We start from the raw sequence: 14,100 nt of genomic DNA on the forward strand, positions 1-14,100 counted from the left end.
CGTCCGCCAGGAACTGCTGCAACGCCCGGTGCAGCATCGGGCCGCGCCAGACGACCGGGGTGTTGCCGGGCGTGAACATGCCGATGGAGCTGAGCGCGGCGGGCGGTCGGGGATGTCGGTGGGGCGTGGGATGATGGAAGTGGGGGCCGGAGGCCGGCCCTGCCGCTACTTGTCGCAGTTCTCCGCCTGGCCGGCGGCCTCCCGGAAGTCGTCGGGTAGGGAGACCAGCGAGACCTGTTCCACGCCGTCGTTCATCATCGTCACGGCCTCGGTCAGGTGCTGGTTCACCGCCGCGAAGATCTCCAGCGTCATCTCCGGCGCCTCGTCCACCGTGGACTTCGCCAGCGTGAACTTGTCGCGCGCCTTCGACAGGGGTTCGAGGATGACCTCCACCGCCGTGTCCGCCGCGACCACCGGGGCGGGTGTCAGCTCATCGAGGTCGTGGACGGCCACGTTCAGCACGTCGACCACGCGCCCGAGGGACGTGCTGAGCGCCTTCTTCGCCTCCGCCGGGTCGGCCGGCGGCGCGTCCAGGGTGTAACCGCCGGACGCGCTGAGGTAGTTCGCCACGCCGCAGAAGTTGTTCATCCAGCGCACGACCTCGGCGTCCGCCTTGGCGGTGGTCACGTCGGCCGCGACCGGGTTGCCGGCCACCGGCGTCGCACACGCGGCCGTCGTCGCCAGGACCAGCGCGGGCCACACAACACGCTTCACCGCCATGTTGTACCCCACGCATCACCCGATGGTGGTCAGCAACATGACAACCGGGCGAAAACTCCGCCACGATGGGCTACCTCATGTCCGTCACAGTGGAAGTCGCGGACGGCGTCGCGGTCGTCCGGCTCGACCAGGACCCGCCCGCCCGGCTGCGCGCGCTGCTGCCGACGTTGACCGGTGTGCGCGGGCTCGTGCTGCACGCCTGCCCGTGCGAGGTGTCGCCCGCGTCGGTGCGGGGTGTCGTCGGGGTGCCGCCGTCCGCACGGCGTGCGCACGACCGGGAGTTGCGGGCGTTGCGCGAGGAGTTGGCGGAGTTGCCGGTGCCGGTGGTGGCGGCGATCGGGCGCAGCGCGTCGGGGGACCTCGCGGTGCTGGCCGACGCCTGCGACCGCCGGGTGCTGGCCGAGGGCGGCGACCTGGTCCGGGTGACCGGCGGTGGTGTGGTGGTGGCGCGGCGGGTCGATGCCGACGAAGCGTTGCGCACGGGGCTGGTGGACCGGGTCGTCGCGCCCGCCCAGGTCCTGTCGGCCGCGGTGGAGCTTGCAAAGGAGTGCAAGTCCACGCAAGATTCACGCAAGTCCTGCCGTATAGTTGCTCCATGACGCAACGGCGGTTGGCTGAAGTGGCCGCGAAGGTCGGCGTGAGCGAGGCGACGGTGAGCCGCGTCCTCAACGGGAAGCCCGGCGTGTCCGACGCGACCAGGTCCGCGGTCCTCACGGCGCTGGACGTGCTCGGGTACGAGCGGCCCACGCAGTTGCGCGGGGAACGCGCCCGGCTGGTCGGCCTGGTGCTGCCCGAGCTGCAGAACCCGATCTTCCCCGCCTTCGCCGACGTCGTCGGCAACGCCCTCGCGCAACGCGGCTTCACCCCGGTGCTGTGCACCCGGACCGCCGGCGGCGTGTCCGAGGCGGACTACCTGGAGCTGCTGTTCGAGCAGCACGTGTCCGGCGTCGTGTTCGCCGGTGGGCAGTACGCGCAGGCCGACGCGTCGCACGAGCACTACCACCAGATGATCCGGCGCAAGCTGCCCGCGGTGCTGGTGAACGCCGCCGTGGACGACCTGGGATTCCCGCGCGTGTCCTGCGACGACGCGGTGGCCGTGGAGCAGGCCTTCGGGCACCTGGTCGCCCTGGGGCACCGGCGGATCGGGGCGGTGCTGGGGCCGACCGACCACATGCCGTCGCGGCGCAAGCTGGCGGCGTTGATGTTGTGCGCGGAGGCGGCCCGGATCGAGCTGGCCGAGGAGCACGCCATGTTCTCGCTGGAGGGCGGGCAGGCGGCGGCGACCCGGCTGGTGCAGCGCGGGGTGACGGCGATCGTGTGCGCCAGCGACCCGTTGGCGCTGGGGGCGATCCGGGCGGTGCGGCGGCAAGGCCTGCGCGTGCCGCACGACGTGTCGGTGGTCGGGTACGACGATTCCGCGTTCATGACCTGCACGGAACCGCCGTTGACGACCGTGCGGCAGCCGATCGAGGCGATGGGGCGGGCGGCGGTGGAGCTGCTCGCGAACCAGATCGCCGGGACGTCGGTGGCGACCGAGGAGCTGCTGTTCGAGCCGGAGCTGGTGGTCCGTTCCTCCACCGCTCCCGCGCCCGCACCCCGCTGAGCGGACACGGCCAGGGGAGTCGCGTTCGGCGTACCGGCGCGAGCTTGAGACATTTGTGCAAGTGATTGGCGAGTGCTGCCCAACTGGAGGAGAAGCGCTTACGGGCCGATGTTGGCAAGTTGCGAGATTTCGTAGACATCTTGCGGCAACCTGTGGGCTGGACCTACCGTGTGCGCCACACCACACGAGGAGGGTCCGCCCCCATGAACTCATTCCGGCTCCGCGGTGTGGCGGGGTTGCTGCTGGCCGGCAGCCTCGCGCTCACCGCCTGTTCCGCCCCCGCCGACACCACCGCCGCCGGCGGCAAGGTCGTCCTGTCGGTCAACGGGCAGCCGCCGCAGACGCAGGCGTTCGAGCGCAAGGTCTTCGACGAGGACGTGGCCGAGTTCGAGGCCGCCAACCCCGACATCGACGTCCAGCCGCACGAGGGCTTCATGGACCCGAAGACGTTCTCCGCCAAGCTCGCCGGCGGCCAACTGGAGGACGTCTTCTACGCCTACTTCACCGACCCCGCCCAGCTCATCGCCCGCCGCCAGGCCGCCGACATCACCGACCACGTCAAGGACCTCCCGCACTACACCGAGATCCGCCGCGAACTCCGCGACGTCTTCACCAAGGACGGCAAGGTCTACGGCGTCCCGACCGCCAACTACTCGATGGGCCTGCTCTACAACCGGCAGCTCTTCCGGCAGGCCGGCCTCGACCCCGACGCCCCGCCGAAGACGTGGGACGAGGTCAAGGAGGCCGCCAGGAAGATCACCGCGCTGGGCGGCGACAAGGTCGGGTTCGCCGAGTACAGCAAGAACAACCAGGGCGGCTGGCACTTCACCGCGTGGATGTACTCCGTCGGCGGCAAGGTCGCCCGCCAGGACGGCGACAAGTGGGTCGCCGACTTCAACGACGACAAGGGTCGCCAGGTCCTCCAGCACCTCAAGGACATGCGCTGGCGGGACGGCACCATGGGCGAGAAGCAGCTCCTGGTCATCGAGGACGTCCAGCAGATGATGGGCGCGGGCCGGCTCGGCATGTACCTCGCCGCCCCCGACAACGTCCCCACGATCGTCAACCAGTTCAAGGGCGACTACGCCGACTACGGCCTGACCGGCATCCCCGAAGGCAAGGGCACGCTCATCGGCGGCGAGGGCTACATGCTCAACCCCAAGGCCACGCCCGAGAAGATCAAGGCCGGCCTGAAGTGGATCGGCTGGAAGTACCTCAACCCCGACCGGTTCGACAAGAACCTCAAGCGGTACAAGGACCAGGGCCAGCCCATCGGTCTGCCCGTGCCGCCCGTCGCCGACATCTGGACCGGTGACATCAAGGCCAAGCAGGCCGAGCTGAAGGCCGCCAACGCCACCGTCCCCGTGCAGAACTTCAAGCCCTACGTGGACGCCACCCCCGCCGGGCAGATCGAACCGCCCAACGCGCAACAGGTCTACGCGATCCTGGACAACGTCGTGCAGGCCGTCCTCACCGACCGCGACGCCGACCCCGCCCAGCTCCTCGCGGACGCGGAAGCCAAGGTGAACCCGGTCCTGGCGCAGGTCAAGTGATGCGCCGCCGCGTCGCGGAGAACCTGACCGCGTACGGGTTCCTGTCCGCCGCCCTGCTGTGCTTCGCGGTGTTCTCCTGGTTCCCGATCGCCCGCGGGGTCGTGCTGGGCTTCCAGCAAGTGGACTTCGTCGCCGCGCCGACGTGGGTCGGCTGGGAGAACTTCGAGCGGCTGTTCGCCGACCCCCTGTTCGCCGTGGCGTGGCGCAACACCCTGCTGTTCACCGTCCTGGCGCTGGTCTTCGGCTTCGCGGCGCCGTTCCTGCTGGCGGTCGTGCTCAACGAGCTGCGGCACTTCAAGGCCTACTTCCGACTGGTGGTCTACCTGCCGGTGATGCTGCCGCCGGTGGTCGCGGCGCTGGTCTGGAAGTGGCTCTACGACCCGGGTCCGGGCCTGCTCAACACCGCGTTGCGCGGGCTCGGCCTCCCGGGCCCGGGCTGGCTGGACGACTCGTCCACCTCGATGCTGTCCCTGGTCCTGGTCGCCACCTGGGCCAACCTCGGCACGGCGACGCTGGTCTACCTGGCGGCGCTGCAATCGATCCCGGGCGAGCTGTACGAGGCGGCGGAACTGGACGGGGCGGGCGTGCTGCGCAGGCTGTGGCACGTCACCGTCCCCCAGACCCGGTTCGTGCTGCTCGTGCTGTTGCTGCTCCAAGTCGTGGCCACCATGCAGGTCTTCACCGAGCCGTACGTGATGACCGGCGGCGGGCCGCAGGACTCCACGGTCACCGTGCTGCTCCTGCTCTACCGGTACGCCTTCTACTACAACGACTTCGGCACCGCGAGCGCGCTGAGCCTGTTGCTGCTGCTGGTCCTCGGCGCGTTCACCGCGCTCTACCTGCGCGTCACGAGGAGGGCCGACGCGTGAGAACCCTTGTCGCGCCGAACCGTTCGCGCGCCGGCTACGCCATCGCCCTCACGTTGACGACGATCGTCGTCACGGTCGTGTTCGTGCTGCCGCTGGTGTGGCTCGTGCTCTCGGCGATGAAACCGGCGGTGGAACTGGCCCGCGTGCCGCCGACCGTGCTGCCGATGACGTGGCAGCCGGAGACCTACGTCGAGGCGTGGCGGCTGATGGACCTCGGCCGCTACTTCGTCAACACCATCGTCGTCGCGATCGGCACGTGGGCCGTTCAGCTCGCGGTCGACGTGCCCGCCGCGTACGCGTTGTCGCGGCTGCGGCCGGTGCTGGGCAAGGGGATCCTCGGCATGATGCTGCTGACGCTGATGATGCCGGCGGCCGTCCTGCTGGTGCCGACCTACCTCACCATCGCCGACCTCGGACTGCTGAACAACCCGGTGGCGCTGTGGCTGCTGGGCGCGGCCAACGCGTTCACCGTGTTCCTGCTCAAGCGCTTCTTCGACCAGTTGCCCGTGGAAGTGCTGGAAGCGGCCAGGATCGACGGCGCGGGCCAGCTCACCATGTTGTGGCGCGTCGTGCTGCCGTTGTCGCGGCCGATCCTGGCCGTGGTGTCCATCTTCGCCGTGGTGGCCGCGTGGAAGGACTTCGTCTGGCCGCTGCTGGTGTTCTCCGACCCCGCGCGGCAGACGCTCAGCGTGGCGTTGCAGCGCTTCGCCCCCGACACGCCCGTCAACCTCATGCTCGCCGGGCTGGTGCTGGCCGGCGCGCCGGTGGTCGGGCTGTTCCTGGTGTTCCAGCGCCACGTCCTGGCGGGGCTGACCGCCGGTGGCGTCAAAGGCTGACTCCTGCTTCAGGGAAGGACCCACATGAACTGGTGGCGCAGTGCGGCCATCTACCAGGTGTACCCGCGCAGCTTCGCCGACGGCAACGGCGACGGCGTCGGCGACCTGGCGGGCCTGCGACAGCGGCTGCCCTACCTCGCCGACCTCGGGGTGGACGCGGTCTGGCTCAGCCCCTGGTACCCCTCCCCGCTGGCCGACGGAGGCTACGACGTCGCCGACTACCGCGACATCGCGCCGGTGTTCGGCACGCTGGTGGAGGCGGAGAAGCTGATCGGCGAGGCGCACGCCCTGGGCCTGCGGATCATCATCGACATCGTCCCGAACCACTGCTCGGACAGGCATCCCTGGTTCCGGGAGGCGCTCGGAGGCGTCGGCCGCGACCGGTTCTGGTTCCACGAGGGCGACGAGCCGCCCAACGACTGGAAGTCCCGCTTCGGCGGCCCGGCGTGGAGCCGCACCCCCGACGGCGCCTGGTACCTGCACCTCTACAGCCCGCACCAGCCCGACCTGAACTGGACCAACCCCGAGGTGCGCGCGGAGTTCGAGGACGTGCTGCGGTTCTGGCTGGACCGGGGCGTCGACGGGTTCCGCATCGACGTGGCCGACGGCCTGGTCAAGGACTTCACCAGGCCCGACGCCGACACGCCGTACTCCGACCAGGACGGCGTCCACGAGATCTACCGGTCGTGGCGGGCGGTGCTGGACGAGTACCCCGACGACCGGGTCTTCGTGGGCGAGATGTGGCTGCCCGACCCGGAGCGCTTCGCGCTCTACCTGCGGCGGGACGAGCTGCACTCGGCGTTCAACTTCGACTTCCTGTGCTGCCCCTGGGACGCCGCCGAGCTGCGCCGGGTCGTGGACGCCACGCTGGCCGCCCACGCCCCGGTGGGCGCCCCGCCGACCTGGGTGCTGTCCAACCACGACGTGACCCGGCACGTGACGAGGTTCGGGCGGGCGGACACGTCGTTCGACTTCGGTCGCCGGCAGCACCTGACCCCCACCGACCTGGAGCTGGGCACGAAGCGGGCGCGCGCGGCGGTGCTGCTGACCTCCGCCCTGCCCGGGTGCGTGTACGTCTACCAGGGCGAGGAGCTGGGCCTGGAGGAGGTGGACGACCTGCCCGACGAGCTGCGGGAGGACCCGGTGTGGGTGCGGTCGGGGCACACGGACCGGGGCCGCGACGGGTGCCGGGTGCCGATCCCGTGGGGTGACGACGGTCCGTCGTGGCTGCCGCGGCCGGCGCGCTGGGCGGGGCTGTCGGTGGCGGCGCAGAGCGGGGACCCGGAGTCGATGCTGTCGCTCTACAAGACCGTGCTGCGGCTGCGCCGGGTGGAGGAGGCGCTGGGTGACGGCGGGTTGACGTGGCTGGACCTCGGGGCCGACGTGGTGGCGTTCACGCGGGAGCCCGGGTTCGCCTGCGTGGTGAACCTGTCGGCGGCGGACGTCGCGCTGCCGGCCCACGAGGAGGTGCTGGTGGCCAGCGGGCCGTTGGCGGGCGGCGCCCTGCCGCCGGACACGGCGGTGTGGCTGCGCGTGGGTTAGTCGCGGGTGGGGCCGAAGGCCCGTTCGACCAGGTTGCACTCCAGCTTGCCGAGCAGGCGCAGGACCTCGGCGCGTTCGGCGTCGTCGCAGCCCTTGGTCGTGGCCCGCTCCAACTCGCCCCACAGCCGCTCGACCTCGCGGTGCAGGGCCTGACTGGCGATCGTGGGTTCGATGATCGACGCCCGGCGGTCCGACGGGTCCGGGACCCGTCGGACGAAGCCCGCCTTCTCCAGGCGCTGGACGGTGCGGGTCATGGTCGCCGAGTCCGAGTCCAGGACGCCGACCAGCTCGGCCTGCCGCGCCGGGCCGCAGTCCCACAGGTGCATCATCACCAGCTCCTGGCCCGGGTGCAGGCCCGCCTTGCGCAGCAACTGGGCCGCGACCATGCGGTGCAGGCGGGCCAGCCGGAAGATCGCGTGGCTGACCGGGCCGGTGCGGGCGGTGGCCGGTACCGGCAGGCTCGTCGGGGTCGCTGTCTGGTCAGCCATGATGACCATGATAGGCCCTCACCAGCGTGATCGTCGTCACTGGCGGAACATTCGGAGCCAGATACCTGTTCGAACAGGTATCCGACTTTGGAGGTTGTGATGACCACCCCGTTCGACGCCCTGGACCTCGCCGGCACCCGCCTGGCCAACCGGATCGTCATGTCGCCGATGACCCGCAGCCGCGCCCACGGCACCGTCCCGACGCCCGCGATGGCCGAGTACTACGCGCAGCGCGCGTCCGCCGGGCTGATCATCACCGAGGGCATCCAGCCCTCCGCCGTGGGACAGGGGTACGTCGACACGCCCGGATTGCACACCGACGAGCAGGTCGCGGGGTGGCGGCGGGTCACCGACGCCGTCCACGCGGCGGGCGGCGTGATCTTCGCGCAGCTCATGCACACCGGGCGCATCGGCCACCCGGACCTGCTGCCCGGCGACCTGCACCCCGTGAGCGCGTCGCCGGTGCGCGCGGCGGGGAGCACGTTCACCGGGACGGCGATGCTGGACAACGTCGTGCCGCGCGAGCTGACGCCGGCCGGGATCGAGGCCACGATCGCCGACTACGCCCAGGCCGCGACCAACGCCATCGCCGCCGGGTTCGACGGCGTCGAGCTGCACGGCGCGAACGGGTACCTGATCCACCAGTTCCTCGCCCCCAACACCAACCGGCGCACCGACGAGTGGGGCGGCTCGGTGGCCAACCGGCTCCGGTTCCCGGTGGCCGTGGTGCGGGCGGTCGCGGAGGCCATCGGGGCGTCGCGCGTGGGTCTGCGGGTGTCGCCGGGGAACCGGTACAACGACATCCACGAGACCGACCACCACGAGGTGTACCCGGCCCTGGTCGACGCCCTCAACCCACTGGGCCTGGCCTACCTGCACGTCTCCGAGTGGGACCGGGAGCTGACCCTGGCGCTGCGCGCGCGCCTCGACACGACCCTGATCCTGAACCCGCGCAACCACGAGGGCGTCACGGAGCCCGCCGACCTGGCGCTGCTGGCCGACGGCACGGCCGACGCGATCGCGTTCGGCGCGCTGTTCCTGGCCAACCCGGACCTGCCCGCGCGCATCGCGGCGAACGGCCCGTACAACACCCCGGACCACACGACCTTCTTCGGCGGCGACGAGCGCGGCTACACCGACTACCCGCCCCTGGCCGCCTGACGCCCCCCCAGGAGACCGGCGCTTCCCACGGTGGAGCGCCGGTCTTGTGCTGTCCGGAAGCCCAATCGGGCAATTCCGCACCCGCAAACGGGCACGGATCGGGCCGTCGGTGTGGGTTCGGGCGGGCTGAGCGGGCAGGAATCGGGCATTGTTCCGGGCGGTGTGGCGCTGGCCACACTGTTGCGGCGGTGTTACACCTTTAGGCACGCCCGAACGGGCAGCCGGGGTCCGAGTGGGCAGAGGAGGTGCGTGGTGCGGGCTGATGAGCGCAAGCGGCGCATCCTCGCTCGGGCGCGGGCCGAGGGGCGGGTGGACGTCGCCGAGATCGCGGCCGAGCTGGCCGTCGCCCAGGAGACCGTGCGGCGCGACCTGCGGCTGCTCGACGAGCACGGGCTGGTGCGCCGCACCCACGGTGGCGCGTTCCCGGTGGAGAGCGCCGGGTTCGAGACCGGGCTGAAGTTCCGGTCCGTCTCGATGGTGCCCGAGAAGCGCCGGATCGCGCGGGCCGCCGCCGATCGGCTCGGGGACGCGGAGACGGTGTTCGTCGACGAGGGCTACACCCCCCAGCTCGTCGCCGAGGCCCTGCCCACCGGCAGGCCGCTGACCGTCATCACCGCGTCGCTGCCCACCGCCGCCGTGCTGTCGGAGGCGCCGTCGGTGACGGTGCTGCTGCTCGGCGGGCGCGTCCGGGGGAGGACGCTGGCCACCGTCGACCACTGGGCCACGCGAATGCTGTCCGAGATGGTGATCGACCTCGCCTACATCGGCGCCAACGGCATCTCCCGCGAGCACGGGCTGACCACGCCCGATCCCGCGGTCGGCGCGGTCAAGGCGCAGGCGCTGGCCGCCGCGCGCCGCAAGGTCTTCGTCGGTGTGCACACGAAGTTCGGGGTGGCGAGCTTCCACCGGTTCGCCGCCGTGCGGGACCTGGAGGCGGTCGTCACCGACTCCGGCCTGCCCTCGGGGGAGGCCCACCGCTATTCGCTGCTCGGGCCCAAAGTCGTCCGGGCGTAGGCACACAACACCCCGTCCCCACCGCCGAGGCCCCCGTTCGAAGGGGGTCTGGTCGGCGCACGCGGCGAGAAAGGCAAGACGATGAAGTCACTGCGATACGGCGGCCTGGCCGCCGCGGTACTCCTCACGGCGACCGCGTGTGCGGGCGCGGGCGGCGGGGGTGGCGGCAGCGACAACTCCATCAACGTGCTGATGGTCAACAACCCCCAGATGCAGGACCTGGAGGAGCTGACCGCGGACCACTTCACCAAGGACACCGGCATCAAGGTCAACTTCACGGTGCTGCCGGAGAACGACGTCCGGGACAAGATCAGCCAGGACTTCTCCAGCCAGGCCGGCCAGTACGACGTGGCGACCATCAGCAACTACGAGACGCCGATCTACGCCAAGAACGGCTGGCTGACGCCGTTGGACGACTACGTCGCCAAGGACACGGCGTTCGACCAGGACGACATCCTCAAGCCGATCCGCGACTCGCTGACCGCCGCCGACGGCAAGGTGTACGCGGAGCCGTTCTACGGCGAGTCGTCGTTCCTGATGTACCGCAAGGACGTGCTGGACGCGAAGAACCTCAAGATGCCGGACAAGCCGACGTGGCAACAGGTCGCCGACATCGCGTCCCAAGTGGACGGTTCGTCGCCGGGTATGAAGGGCATCTGCCTGCGCGGCCAGCCCGGCTGGGGTCAGCTGATGGCTCCGCTGACCACGGTGGTCAACACCTTCGGCGGCACGTGGTTCACCCAGGACTGGCAGGCGCGGGTCAACTCGCCGGAGTTCAGGGAGGCCACCAGGTTCTACGTGGACCTGGTCCGCGCGCACGGTGAGGCCGGCGCGGCGCAGGCCGGGTTCGCCGAGTGCCTTAACGACATGACCCAGGGCAAGGTCGCCATGTGGTACGACGCCACCGTGGCCGCCGGGCTGCTGGAAGCGAACGACTCCCCGGTCAAGGGCAAGCTCGGCTTCGCCCAGGCCCCCGTGGTCAAGACCGAGTCCTCGGCGTGGCTCTACACGTGGGCGTTCGGCATCCAGAAGGCGAGCAAGAAGGCCGACAACGCCTGGAAGTTCATCTCCTGGGCCTCCGGCAAGGGCTACGAGGAGCTGGCGGGCAGGACGCTGGGCTGGTCGCGGGTCCCCGACGGCAAGCGGTCCTCGACCTACCAGCGGCCGGAGTACCTGGCCGCGTCCGGGTCGTTCGCCAAGCAGGCCGAGGCCGCCATCGCGGGCGCGAAGCCGACCGACCCGGGCGTGCAGCCGCGGCCGGTGGCCGGGATCCAGTTCGTCGGCATCCCGGAGTTCACCGACCTGGGCACCCAGGTGTCGCAGAAGATCAGCGGCGCGATCGCCGGGGCGACCAGCGTGGACGCGGCGTTGGACGAGAGCCAGGCGCTGGCCGAGACCGTGGCGAAGAAGTACCGGGGGCAGTGATGCGCAATCCCACGCCGATCGGGTTCGGGAGCTTCGGGTGACCGCGGTCAAGGAACCCGTGGTGGCGACGGCCGGGTCCGTGCCGCCGGTGCGGCCGGTCCGGGTCGGGGCGGCGGCGCGCTGGGTCCGGCGCGCCCCGCTCCTCCCGGCCCTGCTGTTCACCGTCGTCGTCACGCAGTTGCCGTTCGTGGCCACGCTGGTCATCTCGCTGATGCGGTGGAACTCGCTGGACCCCGCCAACCGCGGGTTCGCCGGGCTCGACAACTACGTCGCCGTGTTCACCGACCCCGACCTGCGGGCCGCGATCTGGACCACGGTCGTGCTGACCGCGTCGGTGGTGGTGGTCAGCCTGCTGCTCGGGCTGGGGCTGGCGCTGCTGCTGGACCGGAAGTTCTTCGGCCGAGGCGCGGTGCGCACCATGCTCATCGCGCCGTTCCTGGTGGTGCCGGTCGCGGCGGCCCTGCTGTGGAAGCACGCGCTCTACAACCCCGAGTACGGGCTGTTCAACGGGGCGCTGACGTGGCTGTTCGGCGACGACGCGCCACAGCCGGAGTGGATCAGCGGGATGCCGCTGATCGCCGTCGAGGCCTCGCTGGTGTGGCAGTGGACGCCGTTCATGATGCTGATCCTGTTGGCCGGCCTGCAAAGCCGCCCGCAGGACGCCGTGGAGGCCGCGCGGATCGACGGGGCCACGCCGTGGCAGGTGTTCCGCCACCTCACCCTGCCGCACCTGCGGCCCTACCTGGAGCTGGGCGCGCTGCTCGGGTCCATCTACATCGTGCAGAACTTCGACGCCGTCTTCACCATCACCTCCGGCGGGTTGGGCACGGCGAACCTGCCCTACACGATCTACCAGACCTTCTACCAGGCCCACGACTACGGGCAGGCCTCCGCGGCGGGCGTGGTCGTGGTGGTCGGGTCCATCGTCATCGCCACCTTCGCCCTGCGGGTCGTGTCCTCGTTGCTGCGAGAGGAGGTGCGTGGGTGAACCGCATCTTGGGCGTGCTCGCCTGGTTCTCCGGACTGGTGTTCTTCGCGCCCGTCGCGTGGATGGTGCTCACCTCGCTGCACAGCGAGCCCGACGCCGCCACCAACCCGCCCTCGATCACCGCGCCGCTCACCCTGGACGGCTACCGCGAGTTCTTCTCCTCCGGACCGTGGCCGCCGCTGGTCAACTCGCTGAGCGCCTCGGTCGGCTCGACCCTGCTCGTGCTCGCGCTGGCGATCCCCGCCGCCTACGCGCTGTCGATCAAGAAGGTCGACAAGTGGTCGGACGTGCTGTTCTTCTTCCTGTCCACCAAGATGCTGCCGGTCGTCGCCGGGCTGCTGCCGATCTACCTGGTCGCCCAGTACTCCGGGCTGCTGGACAACATCTCGTTCCTGGTCGTGCTCTACACCTCCATGAACCTGCCCATCGCGGTGTGGCTCATGCGGTCGTTCCTGGCCGAGGTGCCGGTCGAGATCCTGGAAGCCGCCGCCCTGGACGGGGCCGGGCTGCTGACCACGCTGCGGCGGGTCGTCGCCCCCGTCGCCATGCCCGGCATCGCCGCCACCTCGCTGATCTGCTTCATCCTCAGCTGGAACGAGCTGCTGTTCGCCCGCGTGCTGACCGGGGTCGTGGCGGGCACCGCGCCGGTCCACCTGACCGGGTTCGTCACCAGCCAGGGCCTGTTCCTGGCCAAGGTGTGCGCCGCCGCGGTGGTCGTGTCGCTGCCGGTGCTCGTCGCCGGGTTCGCCGCCCAGGACAAGCTGGTCCAGGGCCTGTCGTTGGGAGCCGTGAAGTGAAAGCAGCCGTGATCAGCGCCGTCGGCGTGGTGGAGGTCGCCGAGGTGCCGGACCCGGCGCCCGGGCCGCGCGACGTCGTGGTGGACGTGGCCGCGTGCGGCCTGTGCGGCACGGACCTGCACATCCTGCAAGGGGAGTTCGCGCCGACGTTGCCGGTGGTGCCGGGGCACGAGTTCGCCGGGGTGGTGTGCGAGGTCGGGTCGGCGGTGACCGAACTGCGGGTGGGGGACCGGGTCGCGGTGGACCCGTCGCTGTACTGCCACGAGTGCCGGTACTGCCGGTCCGGGCGGAACAACCTGTGCGCAAGGTGGGCGGCGATCGGCGTCACCACGGGTGGGGGTGCGGCGGAGTACGCCTTGGCACCGGTCGCGAACTGCGTGCGGCTGCCCGACCACGTGCGCGTCGAGGACGCGGCGCTGATCGAACCGCTGTCCTGCGCCGTGCGCGGGTACGACGTGCTGCGGGCGCGGATGGCCTCCCGGGTGCTGATCTACGGGTCGGGCACCATGGGGTTGATGATGTTGCAGCTGGCGAAGCTGACCGGCGCGGCGTCGGTCGAGGTCGTGGACCTGAACCCCGAACGCCTGGCCACGGCGGAGTTGTTGGGCTGCACAGGAGTTGCCTCGTCCGCCGCGGAGTTCGACCGTGACGGTTGGGACGTGGTGATCGACGCGACCGGCAACGCGGCGGCGATCCAGGACGGCCTGGAGCGGGTCGGGAAGGGCGGGACGTTCCTCCAGTTCGGGGTGTCGGACTACGCGACCCGGGTGACCATCGACCCGTACCGCATCTACAACCAGGAGATCACCATCACCGGCTCGATGGCCGTGCTGCACTCGTTCGAACGCGCGGCGGACCTCTTCGCCACCGGCGTGCTGGACCCGGAGGTCTTCATCAGCCACCGCGAACCACTGGCCGACTACGGCGCGGCCCTGGCCCGCTTCCAGGCGGGCCAGGGCCGGAAGATCCAGGTGCTGCCCTAGCTGTTCGCCCTGCGTGCGGCGCGCCGAGGCTCGTCTGGTCGGGTGGGTGTGGTGGTCTGTCGGGTGGGTTGTGGGGTGTGGCGCCCCGGTTGGGCGGGGCGCCACTCCGTGGTCAGGCGGG

14 protein-coding genes and 1 pseudogene are annotated in these 14,100 nt (G+C 70.8%); 12 read left to right on the forward strand and 3 right to left on the reverse strand.

The window, feature by feature from the left end:
• Positions 1-94, reverse strand: a pseudogene (locus tag AB0A74_RS40110) (P-loop NTPase); the annotation flags it as partial.
• A 71-nt stretch (positions 95-165) separates the two neighbouring features.
• Complete coding sequence (locus AB0A74_RS40115; protein ID WP_358258091.1) at positions 166-714, reverse strand: hypothetical protein; 549 nt, start codon at positions 712-714, stop codon at positions 166-168.
• A gap of 83 nt (positions 715-797) precedes the next feature.
• On the opposite strand from AB0A74_RS40115, the gene AB0A74_RS40120 reads away from it, so the two are divergent.
• From AB0A74_RS40120 to AB0A74_RS40145, 6 genes are all read left to right on the forward strand, one after another.
• On the forward strand, positions 798-1,319 hold the full coding sequence (locus tag AB0A74_RS40120) for a hypothetical protein (RefSeq protein ID WP_358258093.1): 522 nt from the start codon (positions 798-800) through the stop codon (positions 1,317-1,319).
• Positions 1,316-2,323, forward strand: a complete 1,008-nt coding sequence (locus AB0A74_RS40125) for a LacI family DNA-binding transcriptional regulator (RefSeq protein ID WP_358258094.1) — start codon at positions 1,316-1,318, stop codon at positions 2,321-2,323. The genes AB0A74_RS40120 and AB0A74_RS40125 overlap by 4 nt, the downstream gene beginning before the upstream one ends.
• Before the next feature lie 203 nt (positions 2,324-2,526).
• Entirely contained in the window at positions 2,527-3,876 is a 1,350-nt protein-coding gene (locus AB0A74_RS40130; RefSeq protein WP_358258096.1) for a sugar ABC transporter substrate-binding protein, read from the forward strand.
• Positions 3,876-4,745 (forward strand): sugar ABC transporter permease, encoded by an 870-nt coding sequence (locus AB0A74_RS40135; protein WP_358258097.1) that lies wholly within the window; start codon positions 3,876-3,878, stop codon positions 4,743-4,745. Before AB0A74_RS40130 ends, AB0A74_RS40135 begins: the two co-directional genes overlap by 1 nt.
• Positions 4,742-5,581 carry a carbohydrate ABC transporter permease gene (locus AB0A74_RS40140; protein WP_358258099.1) on the forward strand — a complete coding sequence of 280 codons (840 nt, stop codon included), beginning with the start codon at positions 4,742-4,744 and terminating at the stop codon, positions 5,579-5,581. The genes AB0A74_RS40135 and AB0A74_RS40140 overlap by 4 nt, the downstream gene beginning before the upstream one ends.
• 24 nt (positions 5,582-5,605) lie before the next feature.
• Complete coding sequence (locus AB0A74_RS40145; protein ID WP_358258101.1) at positions 5,606-7,123, forward strand: alpha-amylase family glycosyl hydrolase; 1,518 nt, start codon at positions 5,606-5,608, stop codon at positions 7,121-7,123.
• On the opposite strand, the gene AB0A74_RS40150 is transcribed toward AB0A74_RS40145, so the two are convergent.
• The gene (locus AB0A74_RS40150; protein ID WP_343935065.1) at positions 7,120-7,611 is read right to left on the reverse strand and encodes a MarR family winged helix-turn-helix transcriptional regulator; all 492 of its coding nucleotides are present in this window, start codon (positions 7,609-7,611) and stop codon (positions 7,120-7,122) included. The two genes, AB0A74_RS40145 and AB0A74_RS40150, sit on opposite strands and share 4 nt — an antisense overlap.
• A 99-nt stretch (positions 7,612-7,710) precedes the next feature.
• On the opposite strand from AB0A74_RS40150, the gene AB0A74_RS40155 reads away from it, so the two are divergent.
• The 6 genes from AB0A74_RS40155 (at position 7,711) to AB0A74_RS40180 (ending at position 13,979) form a co-directional block, all read left to right on the forward strand.
• The gene (locus tag AB0A74_RS40155; RefSeq protein WP_358258102.1) at positions 7,711-8,772 is read left to right on the forward strand and encodes an alkene reductase; all 1,062 of its coding nucleotides are present in this window, start codon (positions 7,711-7,713) and stop codon (positions 8,770-8,772) included.
• A 252-nt stretch (positions 8,773-9,024) separates the two neighbouring features.
• The gene (locus tag AB0A74_RS40160) at positions 9,025-9,786 is read left to right on the forward strand and encodes a DeoR/GlpR family DNA-binding transcription regulator (RefSeq protein ID WP_358258103.1); all 762 of its coding nucleotides are present in this window, start codon (positions 9,025-9,027) and stop codon (positions 9,784-9,786) included.
• Positions 9,787-9,867: 81 nt separating this feature from the next.
• Entirely contained in the window at positions 9,868-11,211 is a 1,344-nt protein-coding gene (locus tag AB0A74_RS40165) for a sugar ABC transporter substrate-binding protein (RefSeq protein WP_358258105.1), read from the forward strand.
• 37 nt (positions 11,212-11,248) lie between these two features.
• Complete coding sequence (locus tag AB0A74_RS40170; protein WP_358258106.1) at positions 11,249-12,199, forward strand: sugar ABC transporter permease; 951 nt, start codon at positions 11,249-11,251, stop codon at positions 12,197-12,199.
• A complete protein-coding gene (locus AB0A74_RS40175) occupies positions 12,196-12,996 on the forward strand; it encodes a carbohydrate ABC transporter permease (RefSeq protein ID WP_358258108.1) in 801 nt (266 codons plus the stop codon). The genes AB0A74_RS40170 and AB0A74_RS40175 overlap by 4 nt, the downstream gene beginning before the upstream one ends.
• Positions 12,993-13,979, forward strand: a complete 987-nt coding sequence (locus tag AB0A74_RS40180) for a zinc-dependent alcohol dehydrogenase family protein (protein ID WP_358258110.1) — start codon at positions 12,993-12,995, stop codon at positions 13,977-13,979. Before AB0A74_RS40175 ends, AB0A74_RS40180 begins: the two co-directional genes overlap by 4 nt.
• Positions 13,980-14,100 lie beyond the last annotated feature (121 nt).

It is taken from the genome of Saccharothrix sp. NPDC042600 (genome assembly GCF_040647305.1).
Classification (GTDB): Bacteria; Actinomycetota; Actinomycetes; order Mycobacteriales; family Pseudonocardiaceae; genus Actinosynnema; species Actinosynnema mutabilis.